The sequence below is a fragment of the Thermosinus carboxydivorans Nor1 genome (assembly GCF_000169155.1).
Taxonomy (GTDB): Bacteria; Bacillota; Negativicutes; order Sporomusales; family Thermosinaceae; genus Thermosinus; species Thermosinus carboxydivorans.
Map to the genome: position 1 here is coordinate 1 of NZ_AAWL01000027.1, position 21248 is coordinate 21248.

Consider the following 21248-nt stretch of genomic DNA (forward strand, 5'->3'; position numbering starts at 1 on the left):
CCACCGACCACAACTACTTTAACCATGGACTTCCCTCCTTCTTGCTTATCACAGTACAGTCTATTCTCCCACCTCCTAAGTGCCACTCCTATAAAAAAAAAACGGACTGGGAACAAATGTAACACCAGTCCGATAAATTACTGACCAAAAAGTTGTTTACAGATATATACTGATCCAAAAAATCCCACTAAATCACCAAGTAAGCCGACAAAAACCGAATAGCGCGGGTTGCGAATACCTACAGCGCCAAAATATACGGTTAAGATATAAAAAGTTGTATCAGTACTTGCCAAAACGGTAGACGCAATGCGCCCTACCAGCGAGTCGGGCCCGAACGTATTGAGGATTTCCGTTGTTAACCCCAGAGCGCCGCTTCCCGAAAGAGGGCGCATGACCGCCAGCGGAACAAGATCGGGCGGTACACCGAGCAAAATTAACAGTGGCTGTAAAAACGAAATAAAAATATCCATTGCTCCGGAGGTTCTAAAAATGTTAATAGCCACCATCATGGCTACTAAAAAAGGCATAATACGCACTGCCGTATGAAAGCCGTCGGCTGCGCCTTCGACAAAGGCTTCGTAAACCCGCACGCGCCGAAGATAACCAACCAAGGGAACGGCAAGCAGCAGCAGCGGAATTATCCATAAGGATAATTGTTCGCTTACCTCTACAAACATCTACCTGCCTCCCTTGGCCGCAAAAAACATGCGGCATACCCGGTCTGCCGCGACGGCCACACAGGTAGCCAACAAACTTACCATTAAAGTAGCCCCGACAATTTCCGCCGGATTGACCGAGCCGGCTGCCGACCGCAGAGCAATGATCGTTGCCGGTACCAAAGTAAATCCTGTCGTGCACAGGGCAAGGAGCGTACACATCGCCGGCGAGGCTGTTTCTTTGTTCGGATTGAGTTTTTGCAGCTCCTGCATGGCCTTGATGCCAAAAGGTGTAACAGCATTACCTAAGCCTAGCATGTTGGCGCTGACCGTCATGACGATTGCGCCCATCGCCGGGTGGTTACGGGGCACACTTGAAAACAAGACGCGGATAACCGGGCTGAGCAGCCGGGCAAAAAAACGCACAATTCCGGCCTGTTCGGCAATTTTTAAAACCCCTAGCCACAAGCACATCACGCCAATCAATTTGAAAGCCAGTGCAACAGCATCCTCGGCGGCACTGATTGCGCTTTTTGTTACTATTTCAATGCGCCCGTTTACCGCTGCACAAATGATTCCCGCTACAATTAAAAACATCCAAACGAAGTTAATCACTAGTCACCACCCCCATTAGAAACTATGAGAAAACACTAGTGGCTAGAACAAAAAAAGCCGGACGCAAAGCGTCAGGCTAAATTACGAATAACAAAGGTAAAGAAACTCCAGAGCGAACCCCAGAGCAAGCCGAAAAAGGATTTTCTTTCAACAGAATCAGCCGCGACCAAGTCGACAGCCGCAATCTCCTTATCCCGGTAAAAAGTCTTTACCACACCCACCTTCTGACCAGCGACAACAGGCGCTTCCAGTTTTGCGGGCGCTTCGACCACCGTGCGGAATTGGTCTTTATCATCTGCTGAAACAGGCACTATACTACTGGCTTTTGTCACTAACCGCACCGTCTCCTGCTTACCGTTATTCACCCTAACCGTCTTGACAATATCCCCCTGATTAAAGAGCACCATTGGCTTTACTTGTTTAAAGCCGTAATCTAGCAGAGCCATAGATTCTTCCCACATGCGTTCACTGTCTAGCACAACGGCGATAAGCTGGATGTTGTTGCGCTTGGCGCCAGACACCAGGCACGGACCTGCTGCCTCGGTATAGCCTGTTTTTACACCGTTCGCGCCGTCATACAACCACAACATTTTATTTTCGTTATATAAGTCACGGTCATGATCCTTGCCCGGCCAAGGAATGACTTTGTGCTTCGTACTAACAATCTCGGCAAAAAAAGGATTTTTATACCCATAGGCGGCAATCTTGGCCAGATCGTGAGCAGTGGTATAGTGATTAGGGTCAGGCAATCCGCTGGAGTTGGTAAAATTGGTGTTCGTGGCACCGATAGCGTGCGCCTTTTCCGTCATAAGCCTGGCAAACTTTTCCACAGAACCGGAAATATGCTCAGCTACCGCCACGGTGGCATCGTTGCCGGATACGAGCATAACACCGTAAAGCATATCCAAAAGTTTTAGCTGTTCACCCGGCGCTAGCCACAGGGACGAGCCTTCGGTACTAGCCGCATTGGCGCTGGTTGTAACAATATCGTTTAAATTACCGTGCTCTAGCGCCACAATCAGCGTCATCATTTTGGTAGTACTGGCAGGATATCGCTTTGTTTCTGCGTCTTTCGCATATAACACCTTTCCGGTAGAGGCTTCGATAACAATAGCCGATTTGGCCGTCAGGTCAAGCGGAGCACTCCATCCCGTATTCGGTAATACCAGTAGCGCAATCAGCCACGGAATCAAACCTCTTCGCAGCATAGATGAACCTCGCTTATGTATAGTTTACAAAACACATACATTATTATATATTTGTTTTGCCCGTCCGTCAAAGCGACCATACATGTTCGGCCGGCAACCGGGCATACTAATAACAAAAATTAAGGGAGGTGATTGGTAGTGACAGTTGAAGTAATTGACGTAAAAACCGCACTCAGAACCACGCTCGCACAAAAGCAGGAATTGGTACGCGACTATCAAACCTTTGCCGAGCAAATAAATGATCCGGAAGTATCCAAAATGTTCAGACACTTCGCGGAAGCCGAAGGGCTGCACGCTCACCAAATCAAGGACAAACTTGATTCAATGGCCGGAAAATAGTTTATATACTAAGCATATGTAAAAAACCGCACATTAATGTGTGCGGTTTTTGTACTATGTAGGGTTAATGAGCATTTGCTTGAGTTTCGGCCGTCTCCGCCAATTCATCCATATTATCTTTACTGTTGGCATCCTTTTTAAACATACTTTGCAATTTATTAAGCACTTGCGGCACCATGTCAAGCAAACGGTCATAAATGACGTTGCCATCAATAGGAATAAACCGCACGCCATTTTGCGGCGAACAAACCAAAAAGCCTACCGGTCTGACACTTACCCCGGCGCCGCTGCCACCACCGAAGCCGCTGAGCATATCGTCGCCTTCCTCTTCCGGAAAATTGCCGCCTCCACCGCCGGCGGCAAAACCAAAGGACACGCGAGAAATGGGTATAATTACCGTGCCATCCGACGTTTCGACGGCGTCGCCAACAATGGTATTAACGTCAACCATTTCTTTGATGCTTTCCATGGCAGTCTTCATTAAACCCTGAATAGGATGTTCAGCCACTGCCTTCCGCCCCCTTGCGTTTGGAATTGAAAAGACTGTATGTGGCAGTAATAACATTGCCAACTCGCAACCTGAATATACACTGGAAATTTACCTCGAAACGCTGCTGGCCAAAAACAGGCACAACGGCAATTTCAGGATGTTTAGAAAATTTTACCCGCTGCCGCACGGTGTGATAGGCTAATCCTTTAACAGCCCATAGTGCACCGACGGCGATGCCGGTAACGGCAGCGTCTTCCGCACCGAAAGTAGTCTTCCAGTAAAGTCGCTCACAGTATAAGGATGCCAGGACTTTCCTGACGAAGGCTTTATACAGCCGCGTAAAATAGCGAAACTGGCGGAGCATTCGCCGGAATTTGCGCGGATAGTGTAAATAGATGCGCCATAAATTCTGAATAAAGCGTCGCTCGCGCTCAGCGTGCGTATGAACATCACCTTTAGCCGTCTCAATTTCCGATACCAGCCAGACTATACCGGTACAGTCGGTAGTTTTTATAACGGGAATAGTTATGGTATAGCAAATGAGTTTACGCAGAAGATAGACATCGACAATAATATGGTCGTCGTTGTCCTGACGCCAGTAAGTCAGGGAAATATATATGTTTACGCGGGAAAGCATATAGGCCAGCACTATGCCGGCCCACAGAACCAAAAGCTCTTTGTGCATGCTCCCCCCCCTTTTTTTTCTGACAGTATAGTATAGAGCAAAAGTTACTTTGTATATACGGAAAAAGCAACCCATTCAGGGCTGCTTTTCCAAAGCCGGCTCAGGCAGATTGGCGGCCAGTGCCAGTAATTCTTCAATACTTTTAAGACCAAAACATTTCAGAAACTCGTCGGTAGTACCGTACAGAATCGGGCGGCCAATAGTTTCTTTCCGCCCTATCTCCCGCACCAACCGTCTTTCAACTAAATTATTAAGTACCTTGTCGATTTTAACCCCTCTGATAGCTTCTATCTCTTGCTTGGTGATGGGCTGCTTGAAGGCAATGATTGCTAGTGTTTCCATAGCCGCCATGGACAACCGTCCCTCCTGGACTTGGGCCAAGCGGGAAACAAAATCGGCCATTTCCGGTTTAGTACATAACTGATAACCGCCAGCTACCTGAACGAGCGTTAAGCCACGCTCAGCGCTGGCCATATCCTGCGCCAGCTCTTCCAGTAAAAGAGCAACATGTTCTTCCGGTATCTCCAAGATTTGCGCGAGCTTGTCAATCGGTAGCGGATCGCCGCTGGCAAACAACAGTGCCTCTACATGCCCTTTGAGATGTTGGTAAAAGATTTTTCGTCACTCCCTCAAGGCAATAAAAATGGGACCAAAACACCTATCCTGGGATACGGTAATCCGTTTTAGCCTAAGCAGCTCCAATACTGCCAGAAGGGCAGCCACGACTTCGCTGCGGGAGCCTGTCCGCGTTATGGTTTGCCAAAATTCGATCCGCCCCGTTTTATGCAATAGGTGAATAATATCGTACATCTTATCCTGTACGCTAATTTCATCGCGGGCAACGAGCGCATAATTATCGACGGCGCTCTCCAATATGGTGGCAAAGGCCATGATAAGATCATCAAGTTTGAGCCCCTGTGGTAGCGGCGGCGTCACATCAAGCTCCTGCGGCGGACGGGTAAAATACTTTAGCCGTTTTTCCGCCATACTCTGCAGCAAGGCGGCAAGCTGCTTAAACTTGCGGTATTCAACCAATTTTTCCACCAGTTCCTGCCGGGGATCTTCCTCCTCGGCCGTTTCCACTGCAGCAGGAGGTCGGGGTAGCAGCATCCGTGATTTAATCTGCAATAGTGTAGCCGCCATTACTAAAAACTCGCTGGCGATATCAAGATTGAATTCTTCCCATGCTTTTAGATAAGCAATATATTGTTCAGTGACTTGAGCGATAGGAATATCATAAATATCAATCTGGTCTTTTTCAATCAGGTGCAGCAGCAAAGCTAGCGGTCCTTCAAAAACCTCAAGTTTAATTTTGTAATCCGACATAGCCTAACTGAGATGCATTACCTGCCGCACTTCCTCCATCGTAGCAGCCGCTACCTGGCGAGCCCGCTCGGCGCCATAGGCTAAAATTTCGCGAACCCGGCCAGGATTGGCCTCTAGTTCCGCCCGCCGAACGTGAATATCGGCAAGCGCCGATACCATACGCTCAGCAAGCCGTTTTTTGCAGTCTACGCACCCAATAGCGGCGTTTCGGCATGACATTACTATTTCATCCAGTTCATCACGACTAAAAATTTTATGGAAGGTATGAACGGTGCATACGTCCGGATTGCCAGGGTCGGTTTTCTTTACCCGCTGGGGATCGGTCACCATGAGACGGACCCGCGCGCGAAGATCTTCCGGACTAGCAGCGAAGGGGATTTCATTGCCATATGATTTACTCATTTTGCGGCCGTCGATGCCGGGCAGCAGCGGCGCTTGGCTGAGTTTAGCCTGAGGCTCGGGGAACACTTCCCCGTACAAATGATTGAAGCGGCGAACAATCTCACGGCAAAGTTCCAAATGCGGCAGCTGGTCTTCGCCGACAGGCACGGTGTCAGCCTTATACAAAATAATATCAGCCGTCATAAGCTCAGGGTAGCCCAAAAACCCGTAAGTATTAATCTCCTTACCCTGGGCGCCTAATTGTTGAAGCTTGTCCTTATAAGTAGGAACGCGTTCCAACCATGACAGGGGCGTAATCATCGAAAGCAAAAGATGCAGCTCGGCATGTTCCTTAACGTGCGACTGCACAAAAATCACGTTTTTTTCAGGGTCAAGACCGCCGCTCAGCCAGTCCAGCGCCATATCATGAATATGCTCCGGCAGCCTGCGAGTATCTTCATAGGATGAAGTTAAGGCATGCCAGTCTACGATACAAAAAAAGCATTCATAATCATGTTGCAGCCGCACCCAGTTTTCCAAAGCGCCAAGATAGTTGCCCAAATGAAACTTTCCCGACGGCTGCATCCCACTGAAAATACGTCCTTTTTTCATGAATTTGCCCTCCTCTGTCTACAAAAGCCACATCACAATAGTGTTTATGAAACGGGACAACGCGATTTCCAGAGGATGCGTGATTGTCCCGATAAAACCAATATATACCAGCGCCATTAAGATAAAAGGACCATAAGCTTCCAGGCGTTCAAAGGCGTAGGCCTGACGTCCGGGCAGCAGACTGGCCAGTACTTTTGACCCGTCAAGCGGTGGTAAAGGTATTAGATTGAATATAGCAAAAATGATATTATAAATATAGGTAAGGCGCAGGATTTGTACCCAATCGCCACCCAGCAAACCTAATTTGGCCAAAAGACCTGTCGTCAGCGCCGTGACGAAAGCGAAAAGAATATTGGCAAACGGTCCGGCCAAAGAAACGATCAACATTCCCATTCGCCCGTCACGAAAATTATAGGGATTGACCGGTACGGGCTTGGCCCAGCCGAATTTAAACAGCCATAGCATCAAAAGACCGATGGGATCAAGATGGGCAACAGGGTTTAAAGTCAACCTGCCCATAAACCGCGGCGTCGGGTCGCCTAAAGCGACGGCTGCGCGGGCATGCGCGTATTCATGTACGGTGATAGTCGCGAGCAGCGCAGGTATACGAAAAATCATATCTGCGTCAAAACCAAACACGGTCAACCTCCTCCCATTCCGGGATTTACGGAGAAGATAATCGCTCCTCTCCAATTATACTGGAAAATGTTTTAAAGCGCAAAGGATAAGGCCGTTGCCGCTAACAAAACGGCGGGAATAAATCCGCCATAGGGGGCAAAAGATATTAAGCAAAGGAGGGGGAAACTTTGGCGCAAAAGATCAAATCTGCCGCGTGCGCAGCGCTTGCAGTCGCCGTATTTTGTAGCGGCTGCGGGCTGATGGCGCCGGCGCCTAAGCCGGAAGTCGGGCCGACAGGCAAACCGGTGGAGTCCAAACCCAACCCGCCGCTAGTCGAGCGTTTTAGTTCCGCCCCGGTCGAGCTCTACGATTTGGAGGCTACGGCAGGCGTGGTGTTTGAGGGGATCAATAAGGAAGACTGGGGGCAGGCCGAGGCCGGCCTAAACAATCTTCAGGCTCTTTGGCAGCAGACCAAAACGGTCGTAGGTGAAAAAAAGGGAGTTAAAGAAGGCGACGAAGCCATGGATAAACTTATGAAAGCGGTGGCTGGCAGACAAATTACCGCGTCCTACGAAAGCCTCAACAAATTTATGGGCAGCGTGAGCGACATCGGTAAATCTTATAAGCTATCACCTGTCGCGGACGTTATCAGTATCGGCAATTCCGCCCGCAACGTCAGTTTTTATGTAGAAGACAAAAACTGGAGCAAAGCAGCCGCCAAAACAAAAGAATTGGAAGGCGTCTGGCAGCAAGTCAAACCTGCCGTTGAGCAGGTCGGCATCCTCGGGGAAGTGACACGGACGAGCTCGATTATTAAGCAAGTGAAGGACGCCGTAAACGCAGAAAACAAGGGCGCGGTAGAAGAGCAACTGGCTAACCTGAACGAAAGTATGGGGCGAATCCGCGACTTTTATCGTGGCCGCTAGTCATCCTGCCAAAATCCCCACCGGCAGATACCGGTGGGGATTTATTTACTTTTCCTTTTTCTTTTTTTGAGGGCCTTTGTGTGTACGGCCCTCAAGTCGGTCCTTATCCTGTGGTTTAAGCACCGCTGGGCGAAGGACTTTGCTGGGAATAGGCAACCGGAAGATAACATCTTTAAGAGCAGCCACATTTAAAGGAATAGCCGGCCAGAGATAGGGTATACCGAATGACTTCGTAAAGACAAGGATAAAAAACAGGCCTAACAGGCCTAAAAGTAGACCGGGAAGTTTAAAGAGCAGGACTAACGCTGTTAGCGCTAACCGAAATGTGCGGATAGCCAGAGCCAGTTCCACGCTGGGCGTGGCAAATGTACCCACCGTAGCCACAGCAATATAAAAAATCGTTTCGTTACCAAATAACCCTACTTTGGTAGCAAATTCCCCTAACATGAAGGCGCCGATAAAACCTAAGGCCGTGGATTGCGCCGCCGGCACATGCACCGTCGCCATGCGCACCATTTCAATGCCAAATTCGGCAAAAATAAACTGCAGCCCTAACGGAATAATCCCTGGATCGCGCGGCCCTAAAAATGTAAGCGTCTCGGGCAGTAAATGGCGCTGCAGCACCAATGCCAGCCATAAAGGTGGTAAAACCAGCGAAAATAAGATGGCGCCCATCCTCACGAAGCGAAGAAAAGAACCGACGATAATGTTCTGACGGAATTCTTCCACATGCTGCACATGATGCCAAAAGGTAGTTGGCAGGATCATCACGTTAGGCGATGTATCAACAATGACGCAGACATGACCTTCCAAAAGGTGCACGGCGGCCACGTCCGGGCGCTCGGAATAGCGAACCTTAGGCAAGATGTTCCATTTACTGCCCACGGCGATATATTCCTCGATTGCCTTTTCCGCCATTGGCACGCCATCGATATTGATGTCGTTAAGACGTTTTTTTACCGTCTCAACTAATTCCGGGTTAGTTATATCCTTTATGTAAGCTACGGCGACGTCAGTCTGGGAGCGGGTACCTACCTTGACGATTTCAAATCGCAAGTTTGGGTCACGGAGCCGGCGGCGTATAAGCGCCGTATTAAAAACCAGCGTTTCTACAAAAGAATCGCGGGAGCCCCGCGTGACCTTTTCAATGTTGGATTCAGATGGCATTCTTGCCGGATAAGACCGGGCGTCGACCACCATGACCTGACCCTCACCGTCCAAGAAAAAGAGCATTTCTCCCGAAAGCACACTGGTAATGGCGTCGTTCATATTATCAACCAGTTTGACCTGAGAATGGGTCAAGCGGGAATAAAAAAGCTTTTGCAGGATGTTCATCGATAATTCCTCTTGACCCTGCGCCATCATATGTTCCAGTACATCAGCCATTACCACGTCATTCACCATAGCGTTTATGGAAAAAGACGCTCCCCGTCTTCGGCCAAATTTGTACTCCCGGAAAATCACATCGAAAGATTCGCCGACTCCAAGCAACTCTTTTAGATAATTTATATTGCTGTCAATGTCTTTTGCGATTTTAGGTTTTTCTGCCATAGGAAACGCCACTCCGTTTCAAAATCTCTTCAATGGCCTTGCGCGTAATAGGAGCACCGCGACTAACACTGTCGGCTTTATCCATCTTACCAATGTCGCCAATACCAATGATTACCGGTACCTCCACTTCATTAAGCACGTCAACGGTGTCACCGTTGATTACCGGCTTGTCTCCTCCCGTAACTTCACCATATTTATTAACCGAAGCTTTCACGACCTCACCATTACCGCTAATACAGGCATCAGCTTCCACGCCGTTAATTCCTGTCGTATTCGAAGCAACAGCCACTGCTCCCAGCACCTCGATGTCCGGATGATTGACCACATATTCCATGGCCTGTTCGCCCTGGCCTTTGTCACGCTGACCCCGGTCATCAAACATAACAAGTACCGGATCATATGGCACCTGTTTGATGAGACGAACAATTTCCTCTCCAGAAATTGGCGTGGGATTACCAGCAGATGCGGAAATGCAGCGTAAGCCCAGCTCACCGGCAATGCTCTCCACAACGTGCTTGGCACAGCGGTCGCCGTCGGTAACCAATATTACTCTTATTTTTCCCAACCTATTCACCTCGACTGTTGACCTTTATTTTCTTCACCTAACAAGTTACTAATTTTATTAGCGATTTTCTCGCTTTCGCTAATTACTTGTTTTAATTTTTTAAGGCTGGCTTCGAGTTCGTTTGAAAGCTCGTACTGCGCCTGGGCAAGCACTTGGGCCGCCGTTTGCGCGGCCACCGACGAAACTTTGTTTTCGCCGCTCAGTATCTTCCGCTGACTACCTTGTTGTTCTTGCTGACATTCTTGCAAACCGATGGTGTTAGGTTTATTTTGCAATATTTGGCTAAATAAATTCTCTAGCTGCTGGGTAACAATGGCCTCTTGCTGCAGATTGGCTGTTTCCTGTTGCCCACCTGAAAGCAATGCGGCGCCACTGGACTGCTGGCCGCCTTGCCCCCCCTGCGTTTGCTGTAGGTTATCCAGTTGACTGCTGATTTTTTGCAGTAAAGCTAAAATTGCCTGACTTGTTATTGCATCTTGTTGCATTGCTGTCCCTGCTCCTTGCACCGCCCCGTGCGGGGTGGCCCTTTCGGCATTTATGCTGTATTGGTTTGTAATAATGCGTGAGTCCTGACCGTCCTCATTGTCTTGTTTCCAGTTTGGTCGTGCCATCCGTCTAAGTTTCGGTCGCATGTTCCTCCTCCCACAGCTACACAAATTGCCATATATTAACTAGACAGGATATTATTGCTAACCGTAAATTTATTACGGCAAATGGATGGGTCAAAACAGCAAAGGGGCTAACCAGCGCGGCAGTGCGTTCAAATTCCACGCCGCCAACGGTAGCGCTGACAATATAATTGGCCAATGGCCCGCTGAAAATTACCAGTGCCAATTTTAGATCGCTGCCTAAATTGCTGACAGTAGTAGTGCTAAAAGCGCCAGCCGCGACCAGCGACTCAATTTCGCCATGAAAAAAAAGTGTCATTACAACACGGCCAAAATCGTGAATTAGGGCAGCCACTACCACATAATGAGGATAACGGAGTCCAACCAAACAAACGGTAACTGCAAGCCCGATGAAGTCAATTGCCAACATGGTCATCTATCCTTTAGGATTAAATAGCAGCGCCGCAAACAGTCCGAACACTGCTGCAGCCATGATACCGGAAGCAGTGGCACGCAGTGAGCCGCTAAAAATGCCCCAAAATCCGTACTTATTTACATCTTCAATCGTCCCGGAAACAAGAGCATGACCAAATCCGGGAAGCGGTACGGTCGCCCCGGCACCAGCTAAATCGATCAAAGGTTGGTATAAGCCCATCCCACTCAAAACTCCGCCGACAACAACGAATAAAACCAGTACATGGGCAGGAGTGAGCGGAGTTAAATCCATTAGCAACTGCCCAACCACGCAAATTAAGCCGCCAATAAGAAAAGCCATTAAATATGCTTGCAATAAAGTTTGCCCCCTTTTCGCTTTCTCCCGTAATCTCCTACTTTGCTAACCAGTATATAAAGCCGATGATAAATGCTGTAAGCATGCCGTACACTAGTACTGGCCCTGCGATGATAAACATTCTGGCGCCGACGCCGAAGACAAAGCCTTCCCGTTTAAACTCCATGGCCGGCGCCACCACTGAGTTAGCAAACCCTGTAATTGGAACAATTGAGCCGGCGCCCGCACGCCGCCCCAATTCGTCGTATACGCCTAGCGCCGTAAAAAAGGCGCTCAAAAAGACCAAGACAACGGCAGTAGGTCCTACGGCTTCTTTTTTCGTAAAACCAACGCTGACAAAATAGTTTTGAATGAACTGCCCAAAGGTGCAGATCAGTCCACCAACAATAAAGGCCCATATGATGTTTTTTAATATAGGGGGTTTAGGCTTAACCTGTTTGTATTTTTCCTGAAATTGCTTTTGAGCTTGTTTATCGCTTTGTGCGCCGCTTTCAGGCATGATTTCACCTCCGTTGTTATTTTGACCACAGCAACTTTGAATAATGCATAAAATAGCAAGAGTGCCAAGCAGGCACTCTTGCGAGCAAAAGTTTTATCAATGGTGAACATGAAAGGCAATTTTGACGTCGGCTTTGTACTCCGAAATACGGCCATTATCAATATTCGCCGTAAAGTTTGTGACTTCCACACCAAGGATATCATCGATAGTCTTGCTGGCTTCCATAACAGCGTTATCAACCGCGTCCGTCCAGTTATGACGGGATGTCCCTACGAGTTCAATGACTTTTACAACGCCCATTCCTATTACCTCCTTATTATTTGTAATTGTTTCAATTATAGTCTGCGCCTGGCCATAAGCTTTTATGCCTGGCACAACCTAGCAATCGGACGGACTGGGGAAATACAGCCCCTGCGGTTTCAAGGTGAAAAAGCATTACCTGTTTAGCTCGCAGCGGCGTCTTTTTCGGTAGGTCATGCCAGAAAAAGAACCATGCAGCGGCGCTACCGGCAAGAATTAAAAAAATGGCAAAAGTCAGCATGAACAGTTTTTTGGCGTTCATAACCTCACCTCTACATTTATTATGTCCCTGTCGGCAACAAAAAAAATACAGGCTTCGTAAAGTCACGAAGTCTGCATTAAGTCCCTAATCAATCTTAGGGCTTGTTTTTCAATACGTGAAACCTGAACTTGCGATAGACCAATCATGTTGGCGATTTCCGCCTGCGTCTTATCCTCAAAAAAACGCAGATGAATAACATAACGTTCTTTGGGCGGCAGGCGGGATAGGACTTCGCGCAAAGCCAATTTTTCAAAATAAGCGTTGTCTTGCCCGTCGCATTGCGCAATCTGATCTAGCCTGCTTATCGGGTCGCCATCATCATGATATGCCTGTTCGAACAGCGAAGCAGGCGGCTGCATTGCTTCCAATGCCGACACGATTTCCTGCGGGGCGAGAGCTAACTCTTTGGCAACTTCGTGAATGGTAGGTTCACGGCCTAACAGGCTTTGCAGTCGTTCCTGCGTGCGGTATACGCGGTAGGCCAGTTCCTTAACCGGCCGGCTAACTTTAGTGGGGTTATCGTCGCGGATAAAACGGCGGATTTCACCAATAACCATTGGCACAGCATATGTAGAAAACTTCACATTGAAATTTAAATCAAAGCGCTCAATAGCCTTCATTAGGCCAATACAGCCAATCTGAAACAAATCATCCCATTCATAGCCGCGGTTAAGAAAACGATGAACGATACTGCGCACCAGATTAACATTATGCTCCAGGATATATTCCTTGGCCTGCTTATCGCCAGCTTGCGCCCGTTTGATCCATTCCTTTAATTCCGCATCTTCGAGCATAGTGCCGCCTCACTTAATGCGTCCCGCCGGTTTGTATTTTTTTAACCATTTTAACGGTAGTGCCCACCCCAACCTGCGACTCAATAATCAATTCATCCATAAACGATTCCATGAAAACAAAACCCAGTCCCATCCGCTCCGGATCACTTGAGTATGACGGCTGGCGCGCCTGGGCAATATCGGCGATACCTTTCCCATGGTCGACAATGATATACTCCAGTCGGTCCTCGTATAACATCATAGTAAACTCAATAATGCCTTTGTTATCATTGCCATAGCCGTGAATTACCGAGTTTGATACCGCTTCCGAAACAGCTACTTTTATTTCTTCGATTTCATTCAGCGTCAAATCCATTTGCGCGGCGAAGGCGGCTGCCGCCACTCTGGCAATACCGACATTTTCACTGTTGCTGGTGAAGGACATAAAAATGCGATTTTTGACAGTCATGGTGTCCTCCTCAAGCACATTCCAAAGCTTCGGTCTCGGAGTCATACGTCCTGATAATGTTCAATAACCCTGCAAGCTCGAAAATCTTGGCTACCTGCGGCTGAAGGCAAGCAGCCAACATTTTGCCGCCACTGGTGCTTATGCGCTTGTAACGGCCCAAAATAACGCCAAGACCGGAACTATCAATAAAAGTAACATCTTCAAAGCTCAAAAGAATATTTTTTAACCCTGTTGTATCAAGGGCATTGTCCACTTGCCGACGAAACTCGTCAGCCACATGCATGTCCAATTCTCCGCTAATGCGGACAATTAAAAATCCCTGTTTCACTGCCGTTGTGATGACCAACGCGGTTTCCCTCCCATTTTTGCATTGTTAAGTATATTCTCCTTCAGGAAAATTCTTCCTGCACAAAAAAACATAAAAAAGAAAAAAGCGGCGTAAAATTCGGTTGCAAAAAAAGAAACGAGGAAATTCCTCGCCATAAATTTACTATGGATTAATACTAAAAAAATTTGTGAGCATATTCTGGAAAATTTTAAAGAAACCGGCCTTTTCTACTGTTTTTTCCGCAACAAGGTCTACTTTCCCTATTTCTTTGCCGTCGCAAAGTGCAATCAGTTCACCGTATTTTTGGCCTTGGATAATAGGAGCGTTCACCTGCGGTTCAGCTACGACTTTTTTCTGCAAATTTTTGTTTTGTCCCTTGGGAACCACCAGTGTCAAGTCATTGGCAACCACAAGCTGCACTTCCCGTTCCATTCCTTTATTCACTTTGATCCGACCAACAACTGCCTCTTTCTCGGCAACAGGCACAGCAGCAAAGTTGGCGAAACCCCAATCCATAAGTTTCATGCTCTCGCGGAGATGGGAACGCGGCTCAGGCGTAGCAAATACGACGGCAATGAGACGCAGGCCATCCCGTTTTGCCGTCCCGGCAAAACAATATTTGGCTTCTTCCGTCCAGCCGGTTTTCAGCCCGTCAGCACCTTTATACCACCAGAGCAGTTTATTCGTATTGACTAACCAGTTTTTACCTTCCCGCAACCAATATTCTTTAATACCGCAGAGTTCCATATACAAAGGATGACGCACTGCTTCTTTTACAAGCAGGGCGGTGTCATAGGCGCTCATATAGTGATCCTGCGCGGGAAGTCCGTTCACATTAACAAAATGAGTGTTTTGCAGGCCGAGACTGGCGGCGCGTTTATTCATGGCTTCGACAGCAGCCTGTTCACTTCCGTAAATATGTTCCATTAAAGCGACGGCGGCGTCATTGGCACTTACCACCGCCACGGCGATCATCATTTCTTGAACGGTCATAGCTTCGCCCGGCTCCAGCCAAATCTGCGAGCCACCCTGCCGCCACGCATGTTCACTAGTATACACTAAGTCGGTCGGCTTGATTCTCCCCTGCTCGACCGCTTCAACGGCTAATAGTAGTGTCATCACTTTGGTAACGCTGGCCGGCGGCAAGCGCTTATGGGGCTCTTTCTCCCACAAAACTGCGCCGTTAGCGTCCATCAGCACTGCCGATTCTGCCGTTGTTTCCAGCTGGGCCGGCGTCCTGAGCGGCGCTGCCCAAGCAATTGGCAAAGATGCCATTAACTGGAAGAACATAAAGCATACCAGAGTCATTACTGTAATAAGGCGTAGCTGGCTCATAACGGTTAACACTCCTTTCGTTTTTATTTTAGGTTATCCAGCATAATCAAGGCTTACACTGGAAAAAAGAACATGAAAGCCGGCAGCAGCTGCCGGCATGACAATGTATTATGATATTTTGCAATATCCTTGTTCATCAACGATGCCTAGTAGCAATGGGAGCGGTGGAACTGTATCGTCGCCAAGGGAGATCGCTGCCAATACGTTTTGTTGTGCCTGCTCTGCTTTTCGCGGATCATTAGCATGAATAATGGCCAGCGGCTGTCCTTGCTCGACAAAGTCTCCCACTTCTACTTGCATAGTCAGGCCTACGGTAAAGTCGATAACGTCACCCTTCTTTTCCCGGCCGGCCCCCAGCAACATGGCGGCATTGCCGATGCAGGCAGGGTCAATTCTCTGCACATATCCGCGACGCTGGCTTGCGACCGCTAACTTAAGCTGAGCGGCCGGCAACAGATCCGGCCGAAAAGCAACGGCCGGATCTCCCCCCTGAGCAGCGATAAATTCTTGAAACTTAGCCAACGCTGCGCCGCTCGCCAGCAGGCGCTCTAGTTTTTCCCGCGCCGCAACGGCGCTGTCTGCCGCCTGGGCCAATAACAGCATATGGGTTGCCAAAGTTAGGCAGACCTCATATAAGCGCCCTCGCTTGCGCCCGGCCAAAATATCAATCGCTTCAGCCACTTCCAGACTATTCCCTACCGCCTGCCCTAGCGGCTGGTCCATAGCTGTCAGGACGGCAACCGTTTCCCGTCCTACCTGTCGTCCAATTGCTACCATTGTTTTCGCCAGCTCAATCGCATCATCAAGCGTTTTCATAAACGCACCCTTGCCTACTTTTACGTCGAGCAGAATTTTATCGGCGCCAACGGCGATTTTCTTGCTCATGATGGAAGAGGCAATGAGGGGTATGCTTTCTACCGTTGCCGTGGCGTCGCGCAGCGCATAAATTTTGCCATCGGACGGAGCAATATCACTGGTTTGCCTGGTCACTGCGATCTGATGACGTCTAAGATTGCCGATAAATTCCGCCTCACTGAGCTGAGTGCGAAATCCCGGAATGGCCTCCAACTTGTCAATAGTGCCGCCCGTAAAACCGAGACCGCGGCCGGACATTTTGGCCACCGGCACGCCGGCGGCAGCCACAAGCGGCGCCACGACCAATGTTGTCGTATCGGCCACACCGCCGGTACTGTGCTTATCCACTTTGATCCCGTCGATGCCGCTTAAGTCTAAAATCTTGCCGGAAGCGGCCATGGCCATAGTCAACGCGGCTGTTTCCTCTGCGGTCATGCCGCGAATAAACACCGCCATTAAAAACGCGGCCATCTGATAATCAGGAATGGTATCATTCGTGAATCCTTGTACCAAGGCGGTAATAGCTTCCGCGGTAAGAGTCGCTCCATCTCGTTTAGCAGCTATAAGGTCTAAGACGCGCATCGATCACTTCACCTCTGCTAAAAAGCTAACGCCGAATGGCGCCGGAAGGGAAAAGTTATCAGCAACGGTAGCCGCCACATCGGCAAAACTTTGCCGCGTCCCCAGACTATGGCCCCGAATGCAGCGGTGATAAACAATCAGTGGAACATATTCGCGCGTGTGATCACTGCCGCTAAATGTAGGGTCACATCCATGGTCAGCCGTTATAATAAGCAAATCATCACTGTGAAGGGATGCCAGCAGCACGCCAAGCTGGCGGTCAAACTTCTCCAGAGCGCGGGCATAACCGACAGGGTCGCGCCGGTGCCCATAAATGCTGTCAAAATCCACTAAGTTTACCATTATTACACCTTTTTCTGATTGCGTCGTCACTAACTTAATAAGTGTTTCCATGCCATCATCGTTAGACTTAGTGGGAAAGGAACGGGTAATACCTCGCTGGGCAAAAATATCGGCGATTTTCCCTACGCCAGTTACACTGTAACCGGCACGAACTAACAAATCGAGTATAGTGTCACAAGACGGCGGCAAACTGTAATCATGCCGGTTCGCGGTGCGGGTAAAGCTACCTGGGCGGCCGATAAACGGCCGGGCAATCACCCTGCCTACGGCATGAGGCCCGACGCATACCTCTTCGCGGGCAATACGGCATAAACGGTACAATTCTTCCAGAGGGATAATTTCTTCATGGGCGGCGATTTGAAAAACACTGTCGGCAGAAGTATAAACAATCGGACAACCGCTGCGCATATGCTCGGCGCCCAGTTCCTGAATAATGGCCGTACCGGACGCAGCTTTGTTCCCCAGTATACACCGTCCGGTAAGAGCACTAAATTTTTCGATCACTTCCGGTGGAAACCCGTTTGGGTAAACGGGAAACGGCGTATAAACAGGACACCCGGCTAATTCCCAATGGCCTGACGTCGTATCCTTGCCTTTTGAAACCTCCGCCATCTTGCCGAAAGCACCACGAGGTTCAATATTGCTCCGCACCCCTTTGATCGGTTCAATACAGCCTAATCCCAAACTTTCCAAAACAGGCAAAAAAAGCCCGCCTTGCGAGCGGGCAATATTAGCCAGTGTATTGGCGCCGATGTCGCCATAATCAGCGGCATCAGGCAAAGCGCCGATGCCGACGCTGTCCATAATGATAATAATAATTCTGTCAAACAAGTCTGTATTCTCCTTTATATACCGAATAAATTCAAGCCTATTTATTATGCGCGGGGATGAGCTTTGTCATACACTTCTTTTAGACGGTTTTTGGTAACATGGGTGTAAATCTGGGTGGTGGAAATATCAGCATGCCCTAGCATTTCTTGCACTGAACGTAGGTCGGCACCATTTTCCAACAAATGCGTGGCAAAAGAATGGCGGAGGGTATGAGGCGTAATCTCTTTAGTAATATTGGCTTCCTGCGCATATTTTTTGATTATTTTCCAAAAACCCTGCCGCGTTAGCCGGTTGCCGTGATGATTAACAAACAGGGCCGGTTCATCATAGGTACGAACCAGTTTCGGCCGGCCTTTGGCGATATACTCCTGGACGCATTTGGCGGCAATTGAGCCTAGCGGCACAATGCGCTCCTTGGCGCCTTTTCCATAGCACTTTATATAGCCCATATCCAGATTTACATCAGTGATATTGAGAGAGATGAGCTCCGAAACGCGAATACCGGTAGCGTATAAGAGTTCTAGCATGGCTTTATCCCGCAAGCCTGTCGGCAGCAAAGAATTAGGCTGCTTTAACAATTCTTCCACTTCGGCAATGGAAAGAATTTTGGGTAGTTTTTTCTCTAATTTGGGCGATTCTAAATTGGCGGCCGGATCTTTATCTATGTAGCGCTCCCGTACTAAGTATTGGTAAAAAGACTTGATAGCAGCAAGATTGCGCGAAATCGTCGAAACAGCCCGTCCTTTACTCTGGAGATTATTCAAATAATTGAGGATGGTATTGCGGTTGGAATCTTTAATTATATCCAGTTTATCGTTCTGCAAGAACAGCTGAAACTGGCGCAAATCCCGGCCGTATGATTCAAGCGTATTCTGCGCTAAGCCGCGCTCAACGGCAAGATAGTTAATAAATTCGTCCACATAGCTATCCATATTACCACCCTTTTTCCCCCAGATTTCTAAAGGTCAAGCCCAGAGTAACTTTGGTTTTATTCCACACAACCTCTTATTTTTCCTTTCTTTTCCTGTCGAAAACCAGTCACTTTTTTGATTTTTTTTGTCAACTGTTGCTTACTTGCGGCAAACTTAGAATTTGCACGCGGAGAGGTTTTTCCAGTAAAGGTCGGTCCGGTCCTTTGGGCACGGTATTGTTACCATCCCAGATCAGCGCGAACAATTTGGGTATAATGTAGAAGATAATGAGAGCCAACAAGGCAGCCTTAAGCCACACTTTCCTGCGTCTTACAACGCTCTTAAACGCTAGCGAATAAATAATTGCCATAGTCTCTCACCACCTTCAATCTTAACTTAATATCATACTTATTCACTGTACCCAAAGTTTATTCATAATATTGACAGTGTGTAACTAAAAAACCGGATGGATATTTTTACCATCCGGGTAATGACTAATCCTTCACTAACACACTCGCCACCAGTTTCATAAAAACAGGCGATATATATATTTCGGTAAAACTAGCAATCAGCATTACGACAAGCATAGCGACACACAGCATCGTATGCCCTATGGCCTGGTAAAAAAGGTTCCCCCCCCGGCGCCGCACGAAGGCTAAGGAGAAAGAGACGGCCGAGACCCCTGTAACAATAACAGCAGGCACAGCAAAGAAGTTATGAGGCAAAACAGAAACAAGGGCAAAAAGCAATCCCTGCACCACATATTCGTTTACTAAAAAACCGACGGTAAAGCCGATAACAAAACCGCGGGTAAAGATTATGAATAGCACAAACGGTATGCCGATGACGGTAAAGCTAAGTAGCCATATTAAACCGATTGTTTTGGCATTGTTCAACATAATGCTGTATAGCAGCCCCTGCTCTTGCATGGTTTCCGCGCCTTTAATTAACCCTTGAAAAAATATCCGCAAATAGCCAAGCAGCTCCGTTTTTTGTTCTTCTGGTAGTGTTTTGACGGCTAAGGCGCCTACAACCACCCCGATAATAAAGATAAGGGTGACAAAAAAGTATGCTGCAATGTTTGCCCGCAAATACCCACCCAAGTTCTGCTTTATATGACTTGTCATGCGCGCCCTTCCTCCCTGACAAATGCCTGCTACAATGTATGCCTGGCTAAAACGTTTTAGACCTTATTTGTCTTATTAATCTTTCACCAGTTTTCCGTAATAGCCGCCGCCGCCTGCGGCAATGGCCATTTGACCGGTGCGAGCCTTGTCAATTTCCACGGCAAGCTTTTCCCCAATAACAGCCGCGATCTCCGCCAGCGATGCGGTATGAAGGATGCGCATTTCCGACCCGAACCGGTCAAGCAATTTCTCCAGCAACTTCCGTCCCAATCCCGGTACAAACTCCAGCGGTATCTGGTAATGATACGGCGGCCGGTGCACCGGATGCTGCGGCACCGGATAAGCGGCAATCTCTTCGATGCGATCAAAAACGCCTTTAATAATTTTAATGCTGCCACAATGCGGACAAGCACCGTGAACGGGAATTTCCCCGGCCAGGTCGAGATAGCCGCAAGCTGAACAAAGACTGCGGTGGTACTTGCCAAGGAGCGGGTTTAGCCCGTAATTGCCCGTGACCGCCCGTCCATCACGGCGGGCAATGGCCAACAGACATTCCTGCCAAGTAGGTGCCTCAAGTCGTAAAACATTATATTCGCGGGCAATTTTAACTAATGAATGAGCGTCGGAGTTGGTGACAAAAGTAAACGGGGCCAGTTCGTCGATACGATCGGCCATGAATGTGTCGGCGCTCAATCCGAGCTCGATGGCCGAAATTTTGGCCATCAACCGTTCCGGAAGCAGGTGTGATAGCCGATCGGCGCAGGAACCATACAGGCTTTTGTAAGGAGTAAAGACATGAGCGGGAATAATGACCGCTTCAAAAGAAGCGGCAATTTCTACCAGACGGGCAAGCGGCATGTGGGCATTCTGCGAACTAATATGGATGTTGCGAATGTACCGGGACATTACCTCCGAAAACCGCTTCATCGCCGCAAAATCAGGCAAATAGATGAGCGTATGGGCCAGCCCGCCTTCCGCTTCGGCGGTTTCAATTTCGGCGCCAAGCAGAACGGTCAAGTCCCGGTAGCGATATCCACCCCCGCCGAGCGGCGTCAGCAGCCCTTCAGCGATCAATCGTTCCAAGTCGCTCAGCACCAAAGGTGATAAGGCATCAACAAGGCCGACGATGTCCATGCCTTTGCGCGTCGACGCTTCTTCTAGGATATTGCGCACAGTAAGATTCTTGGAGGTAGGAATTTTGACCCACTTTCCGGCTTCGTTTCTTCCGACATGAATGTGCAGGTCGGCAAAATATTCTCGCATT

At 48.5% G+C, this 21248-nt stretch carries 29 protein-coding genes; 2 read left to right on the forward strand and 27 right to left on the reverse strand.

Translation table 11 applies throughout. The features are described from left to right. Positions 1-137: 137 nt before the first annotated feature. From TCARDRAFT_RS12725 to TCARDRAFT_RS12735, 3 genes are all read right to left on the reverse strand, one after another. Positions 138-677: a spore maturation protein gene (locus TCARDRAFT_RS12725; protein ID WP_007290384.1), complete on the reverse strand. Its 540-nt coding sequence runs from the start codon at positions 675-677 to the stop codon at positions 138-140. Then, positions 678-1271 (reverse strand): nucleoside recognition domain-containing protein, encoded by a 594-nt coding sequence (locus TCARDRAFT_RS12730; RefSeq protein ID WP_007290385.1) that lies wholly within the window; start codon positions 1269-1271, stop codon positions 678-680. A gap of 71 nt (positions 1272-1342) precedes the next feature. Then, a complete protein-coding gene (locus tag TCARDRAFT_RS12735) occupies positions 1343-2479 on the reverse strand; it encodes a D-alanyl-D-alanine carboxypeptidase family protein (RefSeq protein ID WP_007290386.1) in 1137 nt (378 codons plus the stop codon). Between the two features lie 138 nt (positions 2480-2617). Here TCARDRAFT_RS12735 and TCARDRAFT_RS12740 point away from each other — a divergent pair, with 138 nt between their 5' ends. Beyond that, on the forward strand, positions 2618-2818 hold the full coding sequence (locus tag TCARDRAFT_RS12740; RefSeq protein ID WP_040683432.1) for a ferritin family protein: 201 nt from the start codon (positions 2618-2620) through the stop codon (positions 2816-2818). A 64-nt stretch (positions 2819-2882) separates the two neighbouring features. Here TCARDRAFT_RS12740 and ytfJ read toward each other — a convergent pair whose 3' ends face one another. From ytfJ to TCARDRAFT_RS12770, 6 genes are all read right to left on the reverse strand, one after another. Then, on the reverse strand, positions 2883-3326 hold the full coding sequence (gene ytfJ / locus TCARDRAFT_RS12745; RefSeq protein ID WP_007290387.1) for a GerW family sporulation protein: 444 nt from the start codon (positions 3324-3326) through the stop codon (positions 2883-2885). Beyond that, the gene (locus TCARDRAFT_RS12750; RefSeq protein ID WP_007290388.1) at positions 3319-3993 is read right to left on the reverse strand and encodes a DUF2953 domain-containing protein; all 675 of its coding nucleotides are present in this window, start codon (positions 3991-3993) and stop codon (positions 3319-3321) included. Before TCARDRAFT_RS12750 ends, ytfJ begins: the two co-directional genes overlap by 8 nt. Positions 3994-4068: 75 nt before the next feature. Continuing rightward, positions 4069-4608, reverse strand: a complete 540-nt coding sequence (gene scpB, locus TCARDRAFT_RS12755) for an SMC-Scp complex subunit ScpB (RefSeq protein WP_040683433.1) — start codon at positions 4606-4608, stop codon at positions 4069-4071. Between the two features lie 6 nt (positions 4609-4614). Then, positions 4615-5319, reverse strand: a complete 705-nt coding sequence (locus TCARDRAFT_RS12760) for a segregation and condensation protein A (RefSeq protein WP_007290390.1) — start codon at positions 5317-5319, stop codon at positions 4615-4617. A gap of 3 nt (positions 5320-5322) precedes the next feature. Further along, positions 5323-6312 (reverse strand): tryptophan--tRNA ligase, encoded by a 990-nt coding sequence (trpS, locus tag TCARDRAFT_RS12765; RefSeq protein WP_007290391.1) that lies wholly within the window; start codon positions 6310-6312, stop codon positions 5323-5325. A gap of 18 nt (positions 6313-6330) precedes the next feature. Further along, the gene (locus TCARDRAFT_RS12770; protein WP_007290392.1) at positions 6331-6951 is read right to left on the reverse strand and encodes a site-2 protease family protein; all 621 of its coding nucleotides are present in this window, start codon (positions 6949-6951) and stop codon (positions 6331-6333) included. Positions 6952-7118: 167 nt separating this feature from the next. On the opposite strand from TCARDRAFT_RS12770, the gene TCARDRAFT_RS12775 reads away from it, so the two are divergent. Then, positions 7119-7856, forward strand: a complete 738-nt coding sequence (locus tag TCARDRAFT_RS12775) for a hypothetical protein (protein ID WP_007290393.1) — start codon at positions 7119-7121, stop codon at positions 7854-7856. Positions 7857-7901: 45 nt separating this feature from the next. Here the strand turns inward: TCARDRAFT_RS12775 and TCARDRAFT_RS12780 are convergent, their stop codons facing one another. The 18 genes from TCARDRAFT_RS12780 to TCARDRAFT_RS12865 form a co-directional block, all read right to left on the reverse strand. Further along, the gene (locus tag TCARDRAFT_RS12780) at positions 7902-9407 is read right to left on the reverse strand and encodes a spore germination protein (RefSeq protein WP_007290394.1); all 1506 of its coding nucleotides are present in this window, start codon (positions 9405-9407) and stop codon (positions 7902-7904) included. Continuing rightward, positions 9391-9972 carry a stage V sporulation protein AE gene (locus tag TCARDRAFT_RS12785; RefSeq protein WP_007290395.1) on the reverse strand — a complete coding sequence of 194 codons (582 nt, stop codon included), beginning with the start codon at positions 9970-9972 and terminating at the stop codon, positions 9391-9393. Before TCARDRAFT_RS12785 ends, TCARDRAFT_RS12780 begins: the two co-directional genes overlap by 17 nt. A gap of 5 nt (positions 9973-9977) precedes the next feature. Further along, complete coding sequence (locus TCARDRAFT_RS14725) at positions 9978-10604, reverse strand: hypothetical protein (RefSeq protein ID WP_007290396.1); 627 nt, start codon at positions 10602-10604, stop codon at positions 9978-9980. A 16-nt stretch (positions 10605-10620) separates the two neighbouring features. Further along, complete coding sequence (locus TCARDRAFT_RS12795) at positions 10621-11010, reverse strand: hypothetical protein (protein ID WP_007290397.1); 390 nt, start codon at positions 11008-11010, stop codon at positions 10621-10623. Positions 11011-11016: 6 nt separating this feature from the next. Beyond that, a complete protein-coding gene (spoVAE, locus tag TCARDRAFT_RS12800) occupies positions 11017-11370 on the reverse strand; it encodes a stage V sporulation protein AE (protein WP_007290398.1) in 354 nt (117 codons plus the stop codon). A gap of 37 nt (positions 11371-11407) precedes the next feature. After that, positions 11408-11869 carry a stage V sporulation protein AC gene (gene spoVAC / locus TCARDRAFT_RS12805; RefSeq protein ID WP_007290399.1) on the reverse strand — a complete coding sequence of 154 codons (462 nt, stop codon included), beginning with the start codon at positions 11867-11869 and terminating at the stop codon, positions 11408-11410. A gap of 96 nt (positions 11870-11965) precedes the next feature. Then, positions 11966-12169, reverse strand: a complete 204-nt coding sequence (locus tag TCARDRAFT_RS12810; protein WP_007290400.1) for a dodecin family protein — start codon at positions 12167-12169, stop codon at positions 11966-11968. A 31-nt stretch (positions 12170-12200) separates the two neighbouring features. Continuing rightward, positions 12201-12431 (reverse strand): hypothetical protein, encoded by a 231-nt coding sequence (locus TCARDRAFT_RS12815; protein WP_040683434.1) that lies wholly within the window; start codon positions 12429-12431, stop codon positions 12201-12203. A 62-nt stretch (positions 12432-12493) separates the two neighbouring features. After that, positions 12494-13225, reverse strand: coding sequence for an RNA polymerase sporulation sigma factor SigF (gene sigF, locus TCARDRAFT_RS12820; protein WP_007290401.1), 732 nt, complete (start codon positions 13223-13225; stop codon positions 12494-12496). A gap of 13 nt (positions 13226-13238) precedes the next feature. Next, positions 13239-13673: an anti-sigma F factor gene (gene spoIIAB, locus TCARDRAFT_RS12825; RefSeq protein ID WP_007290402.1), complete on the reverse strand. Its 435-nt coding sequence runs from the start codon at positions 13671-13673 to the stop codon at positions 13239-13241. Between the two features lie 10 nt (positions 13674-13683). Continuing rightward, positions 13684-14019, reverse strand: a complete 336-nt coding sequence (gene spoIIAA, locus TCARDRAFT_RS12830) for an anti-sigma F factor antagonist (protein WP_007290403.1) — start codon at positions 14017-14019, stop codon at positions 13684-13686. Positions 14020-14163: 144 nt separating this feature from the next. Then, on the reverse strand, positions 14164-15336 hold the full coding sequence (locus TCARDRAFT_RS12835) for a D-alanyl-D-alanine carboxypeptidase family protein (RefSeq protein WP_007290404.1): 1173 nt from the start codon (positions 15334-15336) through the stop codon (positions 14164-14166). Between the two features lie 108 nt (positions 15337-15444). Then, positions 15445-16773 (reverse strand): thymidine phosphorylase, encoded by a 1329-nt coding sequence (locus TCARDRAFT_RS12840; protein ID WP_007290405.1) that lies wholly within the window; start codon positions 16771-16773, stop codon positions 15445-15447. Positions 16774-16776: 3 nt separating this feature from the next. After that, positions 16777-17946: a phosphopentomutase gene (locus TCARDRAFT_RS12845; RefSeq protein WP_007290406.1), complete on the reverse strand. Its 1170-nt coding sequence runs from the start codon at positions 17944-17946 to the stop codon at positions 16777-16779. A gap of 44 nt (positions 17947-17990) precedes the next feature. Further along, entirely contained in the window at positions 17991-18878 is an 888-nt protein-coding gene (gene xerD / locus TCARDRAFT_RS12850) for a site-specific tyrosine recombinase XerD (RefSeq protein WP_007290407.1), read from the reverse strand. 127 nt (positions 18879-19005) lie between these two features. Further along, a complete protein-coding gene (locus tag TCARDRAFT_RS12855) occupies positions 19006-19227 on the reverse strand; it encodes a hypothetical protein (RefSeq protein WP_040683435.1) in 222 nt (73 codons plus the stop codon). Between the two features lie 124 nt (positions 19228-19351). Then, positions 19352-19984, reverse strand: coding sequence for a stage II sporulation protein M (spoIIM, locus tag TCARDRAFT_RS12860; RefSeq protein ID WP_007290408.1), 633 nt, complete (start codon positions 19982-19984; stop codon positions 19352-19354). A gap of 75 nt (positions 19985-20059) precedes the next feature. Next, positions 20060-21247: an endonuclease Q family protein gene (locus TCARDRAFT_RS12865; RefSeq protein WP_007290409.1), complete on the reverse strand. Its 1188-nt coding sequence runs from the start codon at positions 21245-21247 to the stop codon at positions 20060-20062. Position 21248: the final 1 nt, after the last annotated feature.